The organism is Streptosporangium sp. NPDC000239 (assembly GCF_040300765.1).
In the GTDB taxonomy this organism is placed as follows: Bacteria; Actinomycetota; Actinomycetes; order Streptosporangiales; family Streptosporangiaceae; genus Streptosporangium.
The window spans coordinates 192,285-210,787 of record NZ_JBEPEI010000002.1 but is presented as its reverse complement, the minus strand read 5'-3'; the positions used below and the strand labels follow the sequence as shown (position 1 = coordinate 210,787).

17 protein-coding genes are annotated in these 18,503 nt (G+C 69.5%); 9 read left to right on the top strand and 8 right to left on the bottom strand.

Annotation, left to right across the window (positions count from 1 at the left end):
• The first annotated feature begins 1 nt into the window (after window position 1).
• The 3 genes from atpD (at window position 2) to ABT340_RS06485 (ending at window position 2,355) form a co-directional block, all read left to right on the top strand.
• Complete coding sequence (gene atpD / locus ABT340_RS06495) at window positions 2-1,429, top strand: F0F1 ATP synthase subunit beta (RefSeq protein ID WP_352009650.1); 1,428 nt, start codon at window positions 2-4, stop codon at window positions 1,427-1,429.
• Between the two features lie 62 nt (window positions 1,430-1,491).
• Window positions 1,492-1,899, top strand: a complete 408-nt coding sequence (locus ABT340_RS06490; protein WP_352009649.1) for a F0F1 ATP synthase subunit epsilon — start codon at window positions 1,492-1,494, stop codon at window positions 1,897-1,899.
• 42 nt (window positions 1,900-1,941) lie between these two features.
• The gene (locus ABT340_RS06485) at window positions 1,942-2,355 is read left to right on the top strand and encodes a DUF2550 domain-containing protein (RefSeq protein ID WP_352009648.1); all 414 of its coding nucleotides are present in this window, start codon (window positions 1,942-1,944) and stop codon (window positions 2,353-2,355) included.
• Between the two features lie 295 nt (window positions 2,356-2,650).
• Here ABT340_RS06485 and ABT340_RS06480 read toward each other — a convergent pair whose 3' ends face one another.
• Both ABT340_RS06480 and ABT340_RS06475 read right to left on the bottom strand, forming a co-directional pair.
• A complete protein-coding gene (locus ABT340_RS06480; protein WP_352009647.1) occupies window positions 2,651-4,258 on the bottom strand; it encodes a M4 family metallopeptidase in 1,608 nt (535 codons plus the stop codon).
• Between the two features lie 1,520 nt (window positions 4,259-5,778).
• Window positions 5,779-6,369, bottom strand: coding sequence for a cob(I)yrinic acid a,c-diamide adenosyltransferase (locus ABT340_RS06475; RefSeq protein ID WP_352009646.1), 591 nt, complete (start codon window positions 6,367-6,369; stop codon window positions 5,779-5,781).
• Between the two features lie 66 nt (window positions 6,370-6,435).
• On the opposite strand from ABT340_RS06475, the gene ABT340_RS06470 reads away from it, so the two are divergent.
• The 6 genes from ABT340_RS06470 (at window position 6,436) to ABT340_RS06445 (ending at window position 13,969) form a co-directional block, all read left to right on the top strand.
• The gene (locus ABT340_RS06470) at window positions 6,436-9,609 is read left to right on the top strand and encodes a S41 family peptidase (RefSeq protein WP_352009645.1); all 3,174 of its coding nucleotides are present in this window, start codon (window positions 6,436-6,438) and stop codon (window positions 9,607-9,609) included.
• 91 nt (window positions 9,610-9,700) lie between these two features.
• Window positions 9,701-10,759 (top strand): ABC transporter ATP-binding protein, encoded by a 1,059-nt coding sequence (locus ABT340_RS06465; protein ID WP_352009644.1) that lies wholly within the window; start codon window positions 9,701-9,703, stop codon window positions 10,757-10,759.
• Window positions 10,760-10,842: 83 nt separating this feature from the next.
• Window positions 10,843-11,640 (top strand): ABC transporter permease, encoded by a 798-nt coding sequence (locus tag ABT340_RS06460; RefSeq protein ID WP_352009643.1) that lies wholly within the window; start codon window positions 10,843-10,845, stop codon window positions 11,638-11,640.
• A 52-nt stretch (window positions 11,641-11,692) separates the two neighbouring features.
• Window positions 11,693-12,922 (top strand): sensor histidine kinase, encoded by a 1,230-nt coding sequence (locus ABT340_RS06455; RefSeq protein ID WP_352009642.1) that lies wholly within the window; start codon window positions 11,693-11,695, stop codon window positions 12,920-12,922.
• Entirely contained in the window at window positions 12,919-13,512 is a 594-nt protein-coding gene (locus ABT340_RS06450; protein WP_352009641.1) for a response regulator transcription factor, read from the top strand. The genes ABT340_RS06455 and ABT340_RS06450 overlap by 4 nt, the downstream gene beginning before the upstream one ends.
• Window positions 13,513-13,651: 139 nt before the next feature.
• The gene (locus tag ABT340_RS06445; RefSeq protein ID WP_352009640.1) at window positions 13,652-13,969 is read left to right on the top strand and encodes an STAS domain-containing protein; all 318 of its coding nucleotides are present in this window, start codon (window positions 13,652-13,654) and stop codon (window positions 13,967-13,969) included.
• A gap of 56 nt (window positions 13,970-14,025) precedes the next feature.
• Here the strand turns inward: ABT340_RS06445 and ABT340_RS06440 are convergent, their stop codons facing one another.
• The 6 genes from ABT340_RS06440 to ABT340_RS06415 form a co-directional block, all read right to left on the bottom strand.
• Window positions 14,026-14,631 carry a TetR/AcrR family transcriptional regulator gene (locus ABT340_RS06440; RefSeq protein ID WP_352009639.1) on the bottom strand — a complete coding sequence of 202 codons (606 nt, stop codon included), beginning with the start codon at window positions 14,629-14,631 and terminating at the stop codon, window positions 14,026-14,028.
• A gap of 199 nt (window positions 14,632-14,830) precedes the next feature.
• Window positions 14,831-15,454 carry a response regulator gene (locus ABT340_RS06435; protein WP_352009638.1) on the bottom strand — a complete coding sequence of 208 codons (624 nt, stop codon included), beginning with the start codon at window positions 15,452-15,454 and terminating at the stop codon, window positions 14,831-14,833.
• 3 nt (window positions 15,455-15,457) lie between these two features.
• Complete coding sequence (locus tag ABT340_RS06430) at window positions 15,458-16,627, bottom strand: sensor histidine kinase (RefSeq protein ID WP_352009637.1); 1,170 nt, start codon at window positions 16,625-16,627, stop codon at window positions 15,458-15,460.
• Window positions 16,624-16,821, bottom strand: a complete 198-nt coding sequence (locus tag ABT340_RS06425) for a hypothetical protein (protein ID WP_352009636.1) — start codon at window positions 16,819-16,821, stop codon at window positions 16,624-16,626. The genes ABT340_RS06430 and ABT340_RS06425 overlap by 4 nt, the downstream gene beginning before the upstream one ends.
• Window positions 16,818-17,645, bottom strand: a complete 828-nt coding sequence (locus tag ABT340_RS06420) for an ABC transporter permease (protein WP_352009635.1) — start codon at window positions 17,643-17,645, stop codon at window positions 16,818-16,820. The genes ABT340_RS06425 and ABT340_RS06420 overlap by 4 nt, the downstream gene beginning before the upstream one ends.
• Window positions 17,642-18,493 (bottom strand): ABC transporter ATP-binding protein, encoded by an 852-nt coding sequence (locus ABT340_RS06415; RefSeq protein WP_352009634.1) that lies wholly within the window; start codon window positions 18,491-18,493, stop codon window positions 17,642-17,644. Before ABT340_RS06415 ends, ABT340_RS06420 begins: the two co-directional genes overlap by 4 nt.
• Window positions 18,494-18,503: the final 10 nt, after the last annotated feature.

Genomic DNA, 18,503 nt, shown 5'->3' with positions numbered 1-18,503 from the left:
AATGACTGCACAGACTGTTGAGACCGGCGTGGGCCGCGTCGCGCGGGTCACCGGTCCCGTCGTCGACGTGGAGTTCCCCGTCGAGGCGATGCCCGATATCTACAACGCGCTGAAGGTCGACGTCCTCCTCGCGGGGGAGACCAAGACCCTGACCCTGGAGGTCGCCCAGCACCTGGGTGACAACCTGGTCCGCGCCATCTCCATGCAGCCCACCGACGGTGTGACCCGTGGCGCTCCGGTGACCGACACCGGTGCCGCGATCTCCGTGCCGGTCGGCGACGTCGTCAAGGGCCACGTGTGGAGCACCCTGGGCGAGTCCCTGGACGTGCCGACCGCGTCGCTGAAGATCGAGGAGCGCTGGGGCATCCACCGTCCCTCGCCCTCCTTCGACTCCCTTGAGTCGCGCACCGAGATGCTGCCCACCGGCATCAAGGTCATCGACCTGCTCACCCCGTACGTCAAGGGTGGAAAGATCGGCCTGTTCGGTGGCGCCGGTGTCGGCAAGACCGTTCTGATCCAGGAGATGATCCGCCGAGTCGCGCTGAAGTTCTCGGGCACCTCGGTGTTCGCGGGCGTCGGCGAGCGCACCCGTGAGGGTAACGACCTCTGGCTGGAGATGGAGGAGGCGAACGTCCTCAAGGACACCGCCCTCGTCTTCGGCCAGATGGACGAGCCCCCGGGCACCCGTCTGCGCGTCGCGCTCTCCGCCCTCACCATGGCGGAGTACTTCCGTGACGTGCAGAAGCAGGACGTGCTTCTGTTCATCGACAACATCTTCCGGTTCACCCAGGCCGGTTCCGAGGTCTCCACCCTGCTCGGCCGTATGCCGTCCGCGGTGGGTTACCAGCCGACCCTGGCCGACGAGATGGGTGTTCTCCAGGAGCGCATCACCTCGACCCGCGGTCACTCGATCACCTCGATGCAGGCGATCTACGTCCCCGCGGACGACATCACCGACCCGGCCCCGCACAACGCGTTCGCGCACCTCGACGCGCAGACCGTTCTGTCCCGGCCGATCTCGGAGAAGGGCATCTACCCCGCGGTGGACCCGCTCGACTCCACCTCGCGGATCCTCGACCCGCTGATCCTCGGCGAGGAGCACTACCGCGTGGCCCAGGAGACCAAGCGGATTCTGCAGAAGTACAAGGAACTGCAGGACATCATCGCGATCCTGGGTATCGACGAGCTCTCCGAAGAGGACAAGGTCACCGTCAACCGGGCCCGCCGTATCGAGCGCTTCCTGTCGCACCCGATGTACGCCGCCGAGGCGTTCACCGGTCAGCCGGGTGAGTTCGTGCCGCTGGACGAGACGATCGCCTCGTTCAAGGGTCTGTGCGCCGGTGAGTACGACCACCTGCCCGAGCAGGCGTTCTTCATGGTCGGTGGCATCGAGCAGGCCATCGCCAAGGCCAAGGAACTCGCCCGCTAGTCGCCATCGGCACCGGTACGGCCCGGCCGTACCGGTGCCTGGTTCGAAAGGAACTCAGGAAAGTGGCGAAGCTGCGAGTAGGCGTTGTCTCGCCGGAGCGTGAGATCTGGTCGGGCGAGGCCGACATGGTGATTGCCAAGACCATTGACGGCGAGATCGGTATCATGCCTAAGCACGCGCCCGTGCTCGGCGTCCTCGTTGAGGGCGGCGTGCTGACGGTCAAGCGCGGCGGTGGCGAGCCCGACCTCGTCGCCGCGGTCCACGGAGGCTTCCTCTCGGTGGCGGACAACGAGGTGTCGATCCTGGCCGAGCTGGCCGAACTCGGCTCCGAGGTGGACGTCGCCGCCGCCAAGGACGCCCTCCAGCGGGCCCAGGCATCCATCGATGCCAACCAGGAGGACGCCGACGCCGCGATCGAGGTCAAGCGCGCCAGGGCAAGGTTGCGCGCGGCGGGCGAAGAAGTCGGATAAATTCTGCTTCTGAGCGCGGTATCGGTTGTTGGGGGCGGGGACATGGTGGTGCTGGACGTACTCATCGTCGTGGCGCTGCTGGCCGCCCTCCTCGCCTCCCGCGTGCTGATCCTGACCCGATCTCGGGGTTCGGTGCTGTGTTGCCTGCGTCCGATGTCGGGAGAACGAGGCTGGCGGGTCGGTGTGGCCCGCTACGCCGACGGTCACCTCAACTGGATTCCGCTCATAGGTCTGCTTCCAAGGCCGCGCCACGTGATCGTGAGGCGCGGCCTTGTCATTTCTGGACGACGCAGGATCGGGTCGGACGAGTTCTACGGCTTCATCGAAGGTGTGACGGCGCTGGAGTGCCGCAACGAGCGTGTGGCGTTCGAGCTCGCGATGGGGTACCGGGCCTTGACCGGCTTCGTCGCCTGGCTGGAGTCCGCCCCGCCCAGCGCCCATCTCGACGTGGCCTGACCCTCCTGGGTGAGGGCGGTCCACCCCGGCATGGAAGATGGCCCGGACCTGGTGTGGTCCGGGCCATCCGGCGTTCTCAGGGGAGAACGCGGCCCCGGGGACGTCCTATGAGTGACGGTGCGGGTTGTCACCCATACGGTGCCGTCCAACCGGGTCCACACGCCGTCACCGAGCCGGCGGTGGCTTTCGCCCTGAGGCGATTCGCCGATGAGGGTGCCGGGGGTTTGCCCGATGACGGGAGCCGACGGGCCTCGCGCGTGCCGGCGGGATCACCACCGCACACATCCGGTGCCTGTCACGGGCAGGTGGGCTCACCACTCTGCGCGCCGACGTTGATCGCGCTCCAGGCGGCCTTGACCGCGTTGAACTCGGCGCAGGTGTAGAGGGACTTGGCGGCCTTCAGGGTCGCCACGCGCGCCTTGCCGTGCGTCCAGGGGATGGTCTTGAGGTTGAGGCCGCCCTGGAAGATCCGTCCGGCCTTCTGGACGCCGATGCCGGTCAGGCTCGACGGGCCGGAGCAGACCGGGCTCGCGGGCTTGCCGCCACCGGGGTTGGTGCCCTCGGCGAGCAGGTAGAACCAGTGGTTCTGCGGGCCTGCGGCCTTGTGCACCTCGGTGCTGGGGATGGAGGAGCTGTAGCAGTTGGGGTCACCGTTGGTGCTCGGCTTGTACATGTAGCGGATCGGGCCGCTGCCGACCAGGTCGACCTCCTCACCGACGGTGTAGTCCGGCGGGTCGTAGGCGTTGTTGGCGTAGGCCTCGGTGAGGGCTCCGAAGATGTCACCGGTGGACTCGTTCAGGCCGCCGGCCTCGTTACCGCTGCCGGAGCCGCCGGAACCGGAGAACTGGAAGATGGCGTGGCCGTACTCGTGGGCGACCACGTCGATCGGAGTGGCCTGCCTGCTGTTCGACTGGTTGTGGCCGAAGTTGGTGTAGGAGCCGTTCCAGAAGGCGTTGACCTGGTTGAGGCCGACGCGAGCCGGGAAGGCGCCGCCGCTGCCGTTGAAGCCGTTGCGGCCGAGCCAGTTCCTCAGCAGGTCCCATTCCTTCTGGGCCGCGTAGAGGGCGTCGACGCAGGCGGTCTCAAGGTTGGTGCCGGAGCCGTTGCCCCAGGAGTCGGAGCTCTTGGTGTAGGCGGAGCCGCTCTGACCGCCACACTTCAGGCCGGGCCTGGTGCCGTCGGTCATGGAGTAGGAGCCACCCGAGCCCGAGGTCTGGATGGTGACCGGGTTGCCGTTGTAGTAGCTGTTGCCGGTTCCCTCCTTGACCTCGTCCACCTTGTCGATGACGGCGCCGGTGCGCGCGTCGACGTACACGTGGAGAACACTCTCGGCGTTGTCCGAGCGTCCGGTTACCCCGACCTCCCAGGCCAGCGCCGGGGTCTCGGTCGCCGCGTGGACGACGAGCACCGGCGCGGAGGCGGTCGCGACGGTGGTGAGCTGGCCGCGGGCGGTGGCCGCAGCCGCGTCCGCGCTGACGACGGGGGTGGTGTCCAGGTTGAGCGTGGCCTGCTGCCCGGAGACGACGTCCCGTGCCTGCTCGCCCGTCCGGTCGGTGGCGACGATCACGTCACCGCCGTAGACGGGAAGGCCCCGGTAGCTGCGCTTGTAGTGCACGTACTGGAGGCCGAAGGTGCCCACGACGGTCTTCTCGCGGACGAAGCTGTCTTCCGGAGCCTTGTGCAGTGCCTGGGACTGCGCCACCAGCGCCCTGTCCGCGGTGGCGATCGCACGCTCACTGCTCTGGGCGTCCGGCGGGGCGTAGGCGCCATCGGAGTTCGCGGTGGCCGAAGGGCCGGTGCCGTTCGGCTGGGCGTACGCGCCGGTCGCGCTCGTGAGCGCGGATGTGGCCAGGGCGGCTGCCGCCAGTACGGCGACGCCCCCCAACCTTGTCTTGGACCTCACTACGGATGACTCCTCTCACAAGTCCCACAAAGGGGGGAAGGGACTAGCAGGAGCCCGTGGCCGGCCAGGGCTGCACTAAAGGTGACATGCAACAGATAGATTGACAAGCCTCGTAAAGGCATAGCATTTTCGTATGTCAAGGCAAACGGTAAGTAACGACCCTCGGAACCCTCCGTCGCCACCCGTCCACGCTGCGCATGTGCGACGGGGCGCGTCCAAGGGGCGGGAGGTCGGGGTCCATATCGCCTCCCCGGCTTGGCGCGCTGCGCCCGGTCCGTGCGCGGACGGCGGCGCGGCGGCCATAACGCTCGGAGAATGGAACCCGGCTCCGGAACGGAGATCTCGGCCCGGACGGGGAAGGGGCGGGGTCACGGCGCGTGTGCGGGATTCGCGCTCCGGGCCCGGCCTGGCCGGTGGGGGATTGAGGTGATCCCGGTCGGGATGGGCCCGGCGTTCGAACCGGGTGGATCTCCGCTGTCGCGCGTCGCACCGGCCTGTGGGTTCGAACCCGTCCGGCCGGGCCGTCGCCGGTTCCGGCCGGTAGCCGGGTGGTGGGAACGTTCCGGCCGGTCCGTGGACGGCGGGGCGTTCTATGGGGATTCGCGTCGGCGGACCCCGCCCATTCGGCGATAAGTGTCACCCGCCTATAAGGGACAAGCCATGACATTTTGCCATCGCGGGGATGGTGGTCGACGGCGAGGTCAAAGCCCGACTTGTCGGCTGCTCGTGCCGTTCATGGAAACCCGGAGACGTGTCCGCTGGCCCGTCCGCGGCGGTCGTGCCCGTGGGGCGGCCTCTCGGGGAACCGCCAGGTGAAGGCCATTGCCGTAGGCTCCGGTCTCCTGTTTCTCAATTGTGAGAAAGCCGTCCGCCTTCTCCTTCTCTTTCGGCTCCAAACAGATTTAACCGCTCCGGATTCGGCCGCCGTTGGCCTTTCGGTGAACCTCCAGGAGGCTCATTCCCGGGCACGATGACCCGTCTCACCCAAGATCTTTAAGCCCTCCGGCGAAGCGCCCCATCCCATGACGGCAACCAACCAACACACGAAAAATGAACTTTTGGCACCCATCGCGCCTACGCGGGGAGCCCCCGATCCCACCCAGCCGACGACACAGGCGACCACCCCCACACGGGAGCAGGAGGCGCGAGGCGCCTCTCTCTCATTCCGCCTTCCCGGACGCCCCGACCCCAAGCGTGAAGAGTTCCACCCGGACACCGGGACGCCGCTTCCGAAGGGTTTGATCTTGGCTTTCCCGGCCCCAAGTGTGAGGAGTGTCCGGCTTGGGCGCCGTCGGTGCTTGGACTGAGGAACGCAGGAGCGCAGCGACGGAGTGACGAGGGAAAGCGCCGACTCGGGGCGCCCAAGCCCCGCGGCGCCGAAGGCGGCGCAAAGAGACACAGCGACGAGGGAAAGCGCCGGCTCGAAGCGCCCAAGCCCGCGACGCCGTCAGGCGGAGCAAGGAGACACAGCCCGCGGCGCCGAAGGCGGCGCAAAGAGACACAGCCAGGCGGAGCAAGCGCTAACGCGTACCCCCCGGCTTCCACAGGATCTCATCGCCCCCGGCGGCGACGCGGCACAGGATGAACAGCAGGTCGCTGAGGCGGTTGAGGTACTTCGCGGTCAGCGGGTTGACGTCGTCGTGCTCTTCGAGGGCCGCCCAGACGTTCCGTTCCGCGCGCCGGGCCACGGTCCGTGCGACGTGGAGCTGGGCCACGGCGAGGGTGCCGCCGGGCAGGATGAAGCTGCGCAGTGGCCTGAGCCGTTCGTTGAACTCGTCGCACCTGGCTTCGAGCCACTCGACGTAGGAGGCTTCGACGCGCAGCGGGGGGAACTCGGGGTTCTCGGTGATCGGCGTGGACAGGTCGGCGCCGAGGTCGAACAGTTCGTTCTGCACCCGGGTCAGGACCGTGGTGACGTCCTCGTCGAGGGTGCCCACGGCCAGGGCGACACCGATCGCGGCGTTGGCCTCCTCCACGTCGGCGTAGGCGGCGAGCCGGGAGTCGGTCTTGCGGGTGCGGCTCATGTCGCCGAGTGCCGTCGTGCCGTCGTCGCCGGTGCGCGTGTAGATCTTGGAGAGCACCACCGGGTTGTCTCTGTCAGCTCGGGTCATGAGACTCAGCGTATCTTGCGCAGAATTACTCCTGATTAGTTAGATAGCTGACAATATGATTTACCGATGGTTTCCGGTTTTTACCTGCGTTTCCCGCACATCTCCCGGGAGACTCTGACCTTCGTCGCCGACGACGACGTCTGGACCGCTCCCGCCGAAGGCGGCAGGGCCTGGCGCCTGACCTCGGACAGGGCGCCGGCCTCGCATCCCCGGCTCTCTCCCGATGCGACCAGGGTCGCGTGGACGAGTGTCCGCGACGGCCACCCCGAGGTGCACCTCGCCGACCTTGAGTCCGGGTCGGCGGAGAGGCTGACCTACTGGAACGACCCCAGGACCCGCACCCGCGGCTGGACTCCGGACGGCAGGATTCTCGCGATCAGCGCGACCGGCGAGCCGTTCGTCTGGCGGAACTGGGCCTACGCGCTCGGCGACGGCCACGTCGAGCGGCTGCCGTACGGGCCGGTCTTCGATCTGTCGGCCACGGGGGACGGCGGGGGATCGGGGGAGGCGGGGGCGACGGTCGCGTTGCTCACCGCCTCACTCTCCCGCGACCCCGCCGTCTGGAAGCGTTACCGAGGCGGTACGGCGGGCCGCCTGTGGGTACGGCGCGGCCTGTCGGATGAGTTCGAACAGGTCCTGCCAGAGGTGAGAGGCACCTTCGCCAACCCGATGCTGGTCGGGGGACGGCTGGTCTTCCTCTCCGACCACGAGGGCGTCGGCAACCTCTACTCCTGTGAGCTCGACGGCAGCGGACTGCGCCGCCACACCGACCATGACGTCTTCTACGCCCGTCACGCGACCACTGACGGGACCAGGATCGTCTACCAGAACGCCGGGGACGTCTACCTGCTCGACGATCTCGACGGCTCCTCGCGCAAACTCGACGTGACGCTCGGTTCGCCGCCGAGGGGGCGGCAGCCGTACCAGGTCAATCCGGGGTGGCGGTTGCACGATCTGGCGGTGGACGCGACGGGGCAGGCGAGCGCGGTCGAGGTCCAGGGGACGGTGCACTGGCTCACCCACCGGGACGGGCCCGCGCGGCAGCTCAGCACGGGCCTGGCCGCCGGCACGCCTCGGCTTCTGGGCGCGGACCGGGTGGTGTGGGTCTTCGACGACGGGGAGCGTCAGGGGCTGGAGATCGGCCCGGCCGGCGGTGGGGAGACCCGCAGGATCGCCGCCGGGCGGCTGGGCGAGGTCGGTGACCTGGCCGTGGCGCCCGACGCGAACACGATCGCGGTCGCGGCCAGGGACGGCGGGCTGCTCCTGGTCGACGTGGCCTCGGGGGAGGTCGTCGAGCTGTCCAGGGCGAACGGCGAGATCAGCGGGCTGACCTGGTCTCCGGACTCCGCATGGCTGGCGTGGTCGCACCCGGACGCGACCCCGCTGCGCCGGATCAGGCTGGCGAGGATGGCCGACCGGGTCGTCACCGACGTCACCGACGGGCGGTTCGTCGACGTCTCGCCCGCCTTCGCCGGGAGGTATCTGGCGTTCCTGTCGCGCAGGGGCTTCGACCCCGTCTACGACGCGCACTCCTTCGACATGTCCTTCCCGTTCGGCTACCGGCCGTACCTGGTGCCGCTGGCCGCGGCGACGCCTTCGCCGTTCGCGCCGAGCGGGGAGGGGCGGCCCCTGACGGATCCCGAGGACGACAAGGACGGCGATCTCCCGTTCACCGTCGATCTCGACGGCATCGCCTCCAGGGTGGTGCAGGTGCCGGTGCCGGAGGGACGTTACTCGGCGCTCAGCGCGGTCAAGGACGGCATCGTCTGGCTGCGTGAGCCGCTGGCGGGTGAGCTGGGTGAGGACCGGGACAAGGTCGGCGGTGATGCCCCCAGGGCCGCGCTCGACCGTTTCGACCTGGTCAAGCGCAAGTGCGAGGAGGTGGTGGACAAGCTCGACTGGTACGCGGTGAGCGGGGACGGCACCCAGCTCGTCGTCTCGGACAAGGGGACCCTCACGGTCAGGCCGGTCACGGGCAAGAACGGTGAGGACACGACCGTCGACCTGTCGCGTATCCGCGTCACCGCCGACCCGGTCGCCCTGTGGCGGCACGCTTACACCGAGATGGGCCGCAGGGTCAGGGCCGACTTCTGGGTCGAGGACCTGGCGGAGGTGGAGTGGGAGGCCGTGCTCGACGAGTACCGGCCGCTGGTCGAGCGTCTGGCGACCCAGGACGACTTCGCGGACCTGCTGTGGGAGGTCATGGGGGAGCTGGGAACCTCGCACTGCTACGTCTACGCGGCTCCGTGGGGGCACCGGGTCTCCGAGCCGGTGGGTCTGCTCGGCGCCGACCTGTCCCGGGACGAGGAGGGCCACTGGCGGATAGACCGGGTACTGCCCGGCGAGTCCTCGGACGTGCACGCCCGCTCGCCGCTGGCCGTACCGGGGGCGGGGATCACGCCGGGGGAGAGGCTGCTGGCCGTGGACGGCCGTCCGGTGCCCCCGCAGGGCCCGGCGCCGCTGCTGATCGGTGCGGCGGACAAACCGGTCGAGCTGACCCTGGGCGGTGGGCGGAGGGTCGTCGTCACCCCGTTGCGTGACGACCGGCGCCTGCGTTACCAGGACTGGGTCACCGAGCGCAGGACGCACGTCCGTGAGCTGGGGGCAGGCAGGGTCGGTTATCTGCACATCCCGGACATGGTCGCGGAGGGCTGGGCGCAGTTCCACCGTGATCTGCGCAGGGAGATGACCAGGGAGGCACTGGTGGTCGACCTGCGTGGCAACCGGGGTGGCCACACCTCCGAGCTGATCATCGAGAAGCTGATCCGCCGGATCATCGCCTGGGACCTGCCCAGGGGCCTGAACCCGGTCACCTATCCCGAGGACGCCCCGCGTGGCCCGCTGGTCGCGGTCACCGACTACAACGCGGGGTCGGACGGCGACATCGTCACGGCGGCCTTCAAGATCCACAAGCTCGGTCCCGTGGTCGGCACCCGGACCTGGGGCGGCGTCATCGGCACGGAGGGCGACCACCGCCTGGTGGACGGCACCTACATCACCGTGGCGAGGTACGCCTTCTGGTTCGACGAGCTCGGCTGGGGGGTCGAGAACTACGGCGTCGATCCCGACGTCGAGGTGGAGATCACCCCCGGTGACTGGGCGCGGGGCCGGGACCCGCAGATCGAGGAGGCGGTACGGCTGGCGCTGGCCGCGCTTGAGGAGCGGCCTGCGGCGAAGGCTCCCGACCTCTCGCGGCGTCCGTCCCGGCGTCGTCCGGCGCTGCCGCCCCGGTCCGGATGACATTTGTCAGCTCCGTCGGCTGACATCTCTCTGCCGGTGTGGTGATATCGGCGACTACCTGGTGAAAGGCGGAAACAGCAGGATTGTCGCCATGAGAACACCACAGCTCGCGGACACGGCGGAGATCGGAACCGTCGGCCTCGAAAACGTGATCGAGGTCGGCGGGCTCCGGCAGAAGTACGGTGACTTCGAGGCGGTGCGCGGCGTCTCCTTCACCGTCGCCAGGGGCGAGATCTTCGCCCTGCTCGGCACGAACGGCGCGGGCAAGACGACCACCATGGAGGTCCTGGGGGGCTTCACGCCCGCCACCGAGGGGAGCGTCAGGGTCCTCGGCCTCGACCCGATCAGGCAGCGCCGCAGCCTGCGTCCCCGTATCGGGATCATGCTGCAGGAGGGTGGCTTCCTGGGGGACCTCACGGTCGCCGAGACCGTCGGGCTGTGGAAGGGGCTGAGCGAGGACGCGGGACGCCCCGTGACCCTGTCCGGCACCGGGACGCCGGGACGCCTGTCCATCACGGGCTGGACGAAGGGCGTCGACCGGCAGACCATGGGCGCGCTTGAGCTGGTCGGCCTGGAGAACAAGGCCAGGACCAGGGTCAAGCAGCTCTCCGGCGGTCAGAAGCGCAGGCTCGACCTCGCGCTGGCCGTACTGTCCGCCCCGGAGCTGCTCTTCCTCGACGAGCCGACCACCGGTATGGACCCCGAGGCGCGCCGTACCACGTGGCGGGTGATCGAGGACCTGCGGGAACGCGGCACGAGTGTGCTGCTCACCACGCACTACCTGGAGGAGGCCGAGCGCCTCGCGGGCCGCCTGGCGATCATGCACGAGGGGCGGATCCACACCTACGGGACGGTCGAGGAGGTCGTCGCGGGCTCCGGCGACACCATCTCCTTCCGGCTCGGCGGGGCCTCCCGCTCCTACGACGAGCTGCCCTTCCTGGACGGCGCGGCCCCGGCGCTCACCTACACGGGCGACGGCACCGAGGTCGCCTACACGCTGACCGGCGACCAGGTCCAGGCCCGCGCGCACGCCGCCCTCTCACCGCTGCTGGCCTGGGCCGACAGCCGGGGCGAGGTCCTGGAGCGGCTGACCGTACGCCGGGGGACCCTGGAGGACGCCTTCATGCGGGTCCTCGGGGAGACGGCGTAGGACCGGAGACCATCCGGGTGGACGGCGGAGCGATCCGCGGGGAGACGACAGGCCGCACGACGGCCGGAAGGCAACGACAGACCATGAGAACCGACGCCCTGCACGCCGTACGGCTGGCCAAGATCGACCTGACCCTGATCTTCAGGAACACCACCGTCCTGTTCACCGTGCTGCTGATGCCGCTGTTGATGGCCTGGCTGTTCACCCAGACCCAGGGGGGCGCGACCATCGAGGGGGTGTCCGCCAAGCTCTTCGTGCTGACCGGAATGCCGGGCCTGATGATGGGGTTCGCGGTCTTCGTCAACCTGGTCAACTCATTGACGGCCCGTCGTGAGGAACTGGTGCTCAAGCGGCTGCGCGGGGGCCAGCCTTCTGCGGCGGCGGTTCTGGCGGGAAGCGCCCTCGGTGCGCTCGCTCTCTTCTTCGGTCAGGTCGTCCTGCTGGGGATCTGGATCCAGCGCACCGAGGGGGCGACCCCGGTCAACGTGCCGTTGATGCTCCTGGCCGCGGTCCTGGGGGTGACGGTGTTCGGGCTGCTGGCCGCCGCCTGCTCCGGCCTGACCCCCAACGCCGAGATGGCCCAGATCACGGTGCTCCCGATCCTCCTGCTCCTGATGATCGGCTCGCCGGTCGCCTTCCCGACGAACGCGCTGCCCGGCCTGCTGGGGACGATCTCCGGCCTGCTCCCGATCACCCCGATCGTGAAGATCATGCGCAGCGCCTTCCTCGGCTCCGACCACTACTCCGGCAGCGGCAGGGCGCTGAGCGTGCTGGAGCAGTGGACGGGGGCGCTGCCCTCCTTCGGAATCCTGGTCGTCTGGATCGCGGTGACGGCCCTGTTGGCCGGATGGCTGTTCCGGTGGGAACCCCGGCACGGATAACGTCTACCGCGAGATGCAGACAAAAAGTGACACAGGGGAGGCGGGAGGCGACATGCCTCCCGCCTCGCCGGTGTTCTCCGGAGAGCCCGGACGTCCGTCCTGGAAGACCGTCCTCGGCAAGCTGCGGATGTCGCTGTGGTGCCATCCCGGGCGTACGAGTGTCGAGCGGCTGCGCAGGTCGACCGTCGGCACGCTGCTGATCGGCGTGGCCTTCGCCTGGCTCGGCACCTTCGTGAGGCTCACCGCGCAGGGCCGGCACCTCCTGGCCCCTCTGACGATCTTCGATATGGCGGGGACGGCCGCCTTCAGCATCCTGTACGTGCAGATGGTCAGAGCCTCGATCGCCGGGGTCAGGGCGACCCGCGAGATGATCGCCTCCGGCGCGCTCGTCCTGGTCATGTTGGTGTCCCTGCACGGTGAGCTGTGGTCCCTCGGGCTCCTGGCCGTCGCCTGGTCCTCGGGCGCGGCCCTGCTGCTGGACAGGAGAGGGGCGATCGCCGTGTCCGTCGGCGCGGCGGCCGTCGCGGTGCTCGTCGTGCCCAGCGGACGTCTCGGGCTCGACGACACCTCCGCCCTCGCGATAGCGACCTTCCTCGCGATGGCCATGTTCATGCCGTGGGCCAACCGCTTCCAGCTCTGGTTCTGGAAGGTGGTCAGAGCGGCCGAGGAGGGCAAGGAGGCCATGGCCAGGCTGGCGGTGACCGAGGAACGGCTGCGCTTCTCCCGTGACCTGCACGACCTGGTCGGGCACAGCCTGTCCGCGATCGCGCTCAAGAGCGAGGTCGCCGCCAAGTTGTCGGCCGTGGACGCCGAGCGGGCCGCCGCGGAGATGGGCGAGGTGCGCGTGCTGGCACGCGAGGCGCTCAAGGAGATCCGTACGGCGGTGCGCGGCTACCGCACGGTCGATTTCGACGCCGAGTTGCGCAGCATGACGGCCGTGCTTGAGGCGGGCGGCATCGGCTGTTCCCTCGAACTCCCGAAGGAGGGGGTCCCCGACGAGGCGGCCACGCTGCTGGCCTGGGTGATCAGGGAGGGCACGACCAACGTGCTCAGGCACAGCTCGGCGACCCGCTGCCGGATCGCGATCACCCTGCGGGAGGGTACGGCGGTGCTGGAGATGACCAACGACGGCGCCACCGGGCCGGGCGGGCGCGGCGGCACCGGGCTGACGGGCATGTCGGAGCGGGTGACGGCGATGGGCGGGGTCCTCACCGCGGGCGCGGGCGAGGGCGCGGGGGAGTTCAGGTTGCGGGCCACGATCCCGCTGGAGGGGGCACGATGATCCGGGTTCTGCTGGCAGACGACGCGCACCTGATCCGCAGGGCGATCGCCACGCTGCTCGGCCTGGAGCCGGACATCGAGGTGGTCGCCGAGGTGTCCAGGGGCGACCTGGTGGCACAGGCCGTACAGGATCACAGCCCGGACGTGGTGGTGCTGGACATCGAGATGCCGGGGATGGACGGGCTGAGCGTGGCCGAGACACTGCCCGGTCACGCCGTGCTGATCCTGACCAGCTTCGGGCGGCCGGGCTACCTGAGGAGGGCGCTGGCCGCGGGGGTGCGCGGGTTCGTCCCCAAGGACGCCTCGGCCGAGGAACTGGCGGCGGCGATCCGCAAGATCCACGCGGGCGGCCGATATCTCGACCCCGAGATGGCCGCCTCGGCGATGATGGCGGGGGAGAACCCGCTCACCGAACGCGAGCGCGACGCCCTGTCCCTGGCCTCCCAGGGGGCGACGGTCGCCCAGATCGCGGCCTCACTGCACCTCACCGAGGGGACGGTGCGCAACTACCTGTCCAGCTCCATCACCAAGCTCGGCGCGACCAACCGGATCACCGCGATCCGTGTCGCGCAGGAAAAAGGTTGGTTATGAACAGCATCTTTCTCCCAGAAGGGGGCAAGGGCTCCTCATGACGGCAGAAAGCCCAGTCCTGGGACAGGGCTTTCACACGGTCCGATGTGCACGTGGTCGGCCGACCGAGGTGGCGCCGAGATCGGTCTGAGGAGGGGGTATGCGCGCCGTTGGAAAGCCCGGGGCGCAGGTGGTCGTGGTGGGCAACCGCCTCGACGTGGGCACCGTAGCCGTGGTGCGCCCGCGACTGCACAGCGCGGTCGACTCCGGTGACGGTGATCTGATCGTCGATCTCTCCGGACTTGAGATGATCGACGCCACCGGCCTGGGCGTGCTGGTCGGCACGCACCGCCGGGCGCTTGAGACCGGGCGCCGCCTGGTGCTGAGAGGGGTGCCCGTCCGGGTCATGCGGGTGCTGGCGGTGACCCGCCTCAACCGGGTGCTCATCGTCGAGGTGCCCATGGCCGCGGTCGCCTGACCCCCCACGCCCCGGGGACGACCGGGGCGAGGGGGACGGGTGGGCTCACCTGGCGGTCATGTCGCGAACGACCGGTGGAAGATGTGCACGGCCGTACCGACCAGGTCGGAGACCGGGGGCGGGTCCTCGGCCAGCACCCACTCGATGAGCAGTTCGTGGACGGCGCCGATCATGCCCAGCGTGAGCAGGTGCCGGTTGACCCCGACCGTGTCCGGAGGACCGAGGGCACCGGCTGCGACGATCCTCGCGAAGGCCCGTACGGCCTGCTGCCGTGAGGTGGTGAGGCAGTCGCCCGCCCTGCGCACCTCCAGGTGCATGATCCGGGCGCGTCTTCTGTCCTCGGTGACGAAGTTGATGTACTCCGTGATGCCCGCCTCGACCCTGCCGAGCAGGGTGTCGGGAGCCTCCTCGACGGCCTTCGCCACCGCCGAGACGGCCTCCTGGACGCACCTCTCGTGCAGTGCCCGCATGAGTTCGGTGCGCCCGGAGAAACATTCGTAGAACGCGCGGTTGGAGATGCGCGCCGTGGCGCACAGCCTCTCGATCGTCGTCTCTGGGAATCCGGGGTCGGAATAGAGGGTGTACGCCGCGCAGATCAAACGTTCCCGTCGTTCGGCGAGACGTTCCTCCGCTGACATTCCCCGGTAAGGCCGGCCGTTCATGTCAAGCACCCCGCCTTGACGTGGGGTTGACAAATGCTCGTTTTATCACTTCCACCTCATGATCCTGGCCCCCGGAATCCCCCATTATGGGTGCAAGATCCTTTTTGCGGAAGAGTAAGTGTCCTGTTGCTTGCACACTTCATGCAAGAAGGTCACGAGCCTGACTGGGCAGTCAAGTCACCCACGTCCGTGAAGGGCCTCAGCGGACGAGGAACCCACGGTCCAAAGCGGTGGTGACGGCGGCCGTACGGTCGGAGACCCCCAGCTTGCCGAAGACCCGTAGCAGGTGGGTCTTCACCGTGGTCTCGCTGATGAACAGCGCCCGGCCGATCTCGGCGTTGGTGAGCCCCTCGGCCACCAGCGCCAGCACCTCGGCCTCGCGCGGCGACAGGGTCTCGGCCGCCGGGGCGCGCATCCTGGTCACCAGCCGGGTCGCCACGGACGGCGACAGCACCGTCTCCCCACGCGCGGCGGAGGCGATCGCGGCCAGCAGGTCGGCCCGCGAGGTGTCCTTCAGCAGGTAACCGGCCGCCCCGGCCTCGACCGCCCGCAGAATGTCCTGGTCCGTCTCGTAGGTGGTCAGCACGATCACCCGGCTCCGCGGCAGGGCGGCCAGGATGCGCGAGGTCGCGCTGACCCCGTCGCCGTTCGGCATCCGCAGGTCCATCAGGATCACCTCGGGTCGCAGTTGCACGGCCCGCGCCACCGCCTCGTCCCCGGAGGCGGCCTCCCCGACCACGGTGATCTCCGGCGCCGCCTCAAGCATGCCCCGCAGGCCTTCACGGACCACGGGGTGGTCATCGACGATCATCAGTCGTAGCACTCGTCAAACTCCTCGTCTGACCGTCGCCGGGGAAACGGGGACGGTGATCTCCAGGACGGTGCCTTCGCCGGCGGCGGCCGTCAGCGACAGACACCCTCCCACCTGCTCGGCCCGCGCGCGCATGCCGCGCAGGCCGTACCCGTCGGCGGCCGAGGGCCCGAGCCCCACGCCGTCGTCGCGGACGGTCAGCCGGGCCGCGGAGGGAAGATGGTCCAGCGTCACCGTGACGGCCGAGGCGCGGGCGTGCTTGCGGACGTTCGCCAGCGCCTCCTGCGCCGCGCGCAGCAGGACGACCTCGGCCCCGGTCCACATCGGCTGCGACTCGCCGCTCACCCCGAACGAGGCGGTGACGGCCAGTTCCTCGCCGAACCGGGAGACCATCCGCCCCAGCGCCTCCTCCAGCGTCGAGCCGTCGAGCGGCGCCGGGCCGAGCGCGGCGATCAGCGCGCGGGCCTCGGCCAGGTTCTCCCTCGCCGTCCGCACGGCCAGCCCGATCCGCCGCTCGTCCGGCTGCTGCAGCAACATGATGATGCTGGTGAAGCCCTGAGCCAGGGTGTCGTGGATCTCCCCGGCCAGCCGTTCCCGCTCGGCCGCCGCCCCCTGCGCCGCCGAGAGCCTGGCCACCTCGGCACGGCTGTTCTCCAGCTCCTCGATGAGGAGGGCGCGTCCCTTGCTCTGCTCGACGACATCCTGGATCCAGGGCCCGAAGACCAGGTTCGAGGCCAGCGAGAGCAGCCCGATGACGGACAACGCGAGCAGGTCCTCCCCACTGGAGGGCAACAGGGGCAGGCACAGCACGGGGGCCACGTTCAGCGCCACGGTCGCGAGCATCGCCTGCCGCTTCGGCAGCAGGATGTAGTACTGCGGCCCGAAGGCGAACAGCAGGAAACGGGTCGGCGGGCAGAGCACCGAGACCGGGGTGAAGAGCACGATCGACAGCACCACGTAGGCGCGCCCGTTCGTGCCGTACGGTCCCCCTGGGATGCGCCTGCCCAGGAACACGTAGGCCGCCGTGCAACCGCCCAGCAGGCACAGCACGACCGCCTTCCAGGCGACGGTGAGCGCGTCGTCGAGGAGGACGAAGGCGACGGAGACGATGAGGTCGAGAAGATAGAGCCGCTCCCAGCCGTCCATGCGGTGGTAGGCGTGCCGTTCCCCGGGGGCGGGCGTCATCCCGGCACCTCGGCGGCGAGCAGGCAGCCCGCCGCGACCGCCTTCCCCGGCACGGTCATGTCGCCGGTGACGACGAGCACGACCGGCAGCAGAATCGCCGGGACCAGCAGGATCTCCCAGACGGCCGGTGACGACTCCCACGTGTTCGGCCCCGCCGGGTCACCGCCCGGACGGGGCCGTTCCTCAGGGGTCATCCGTCGCGGCGGCTCTTCCACCGGAACGTCAGCAGGCACAGCACCAGTCCTCCGACGACCCAGGCTCCCAGGACCATGGCGACCCGGTCCAGTTCGTAGGACCCGGCGACCTCAAGTGTGGCCCCGGCGTCACCGATGAAGACCGAGCGGAAGCCCTGGCACATCCACTTCAGCGGGAACACCGAGGCGATGTTCACCAGCCATGAGGGCAGCTGGCTGACCGGGATGAACACCCCGGAGACGAACTGCAGCACCACGAACGGCATGGAGATCACCGCGCTCGCGCTCCGGCCCGAGCGGGGCAGGCTGCTGGCCGCCACGCCCAGCAGCGCCGAGGACAGCACGCCGAGCACGAAGACCCAGGAGAAGGTCACCCAGGCCGAGACCCGGATGGGCAGGTCGAGTCCGAAGGCCAGCACCCCGACGGCCAGCAGCAGCACCACCTGGCACAGCGACAGGAACAGCGTCTGCAACGCCCTGCCGACGAAGTAGGAGGAACGCGGCAGCGGTGTGCCCGCGAGCCGCTTGAGCGTGCCGTCGTCACGGTCGATCGCGATGCCGATACCGAGGTTCTGGAAGCCCGTCATCGCCGCCGAGCCGATCAGCCCCGACACGTACAGCTGGGCGACGCTGACGCCGCTTCCCTCAAGGGTGCCGCTGAAGATCGCCCCGAAGATCGCCAGCAGGATGATCGGGAGGGAGAAGACGAAGATGACCGCGTCCCGTTCGCGGAGGAACATCCGGGTCTCGATGGCCGCCCGCGACAGCCCCAGTCGTGCCGCGGACGGTCTCCAAAGGGGGACATGGGTGGTCGTCCGGCTCATGAGGTCACCTCGGAGGGGGTGACGAGCCCGAGGTAGATCTCCTCCAGGGTCGGCCTGGTCACGGTGAGCTCGGGAACCTCCCCGTCGAAGCGCCGGGTCAGTTCGAGCACGGTCCCGGTCGGGGTGTCCGTCTCCAGCGTGCGCCGCTCGCCCCCGTCCGACCAGCTCACCCTGGCCTTGGCGTTGGCCCGCCCGCCCAGCGTCGCGGGCTCGCCCTCGGCGACGACCCGGCCGCCGGAGACCACGGCGACCCGGCCGGCCAGCGCCTCGGCCTCGTCCAGGTAGTGGGTGGTCAGCACGATCGTGGTCCCCTGGCCCGCCAGGTCCCGGATCAGCTCCCAGAACCGCCGCCTGGCCTCCGGGTCGAACCCGGTGGTCGGCTCGTCGAGGAAGAGCAGCTCAGGATCGCCGATCACCCCGAGCGCCACGTCCAGCCGTCGCCGCTGCCCTCCGGAGAGCTGCCGGACGCGCTTGCCCGCGCTGTCCGTCAGGCCCACCCGCTCGATGACCTGGTCCGGGTCGCGCGGAGCCGGGTAGTACCCGGCGAAGTGCCGTACGGTCTCCCCGACCGTCGCCTCTGTCATGTCGTTGGCCGTCTGCAACACGATCCCGATCCGGGAACGCCAGTCCCGGGTCGGCCTGCCGGGGTCGGCACCCAGGACGCTGACCTCGCCCGCGTCCCTGGTCCGGTGCCCTTCGAGGATCTCAACCGTGGTCGACTTGCCCGCGCCGTTCGGGCCGAGGATCGCGAACACCTCGCCCGCGTGGATGTCGAGGTCTATGCCCCCGACCGCCTGCACGTCGCCGTACCGTTTGGTCAGGCCACGTACCTTCACCGCCGTATCCATGCCTCAAGCG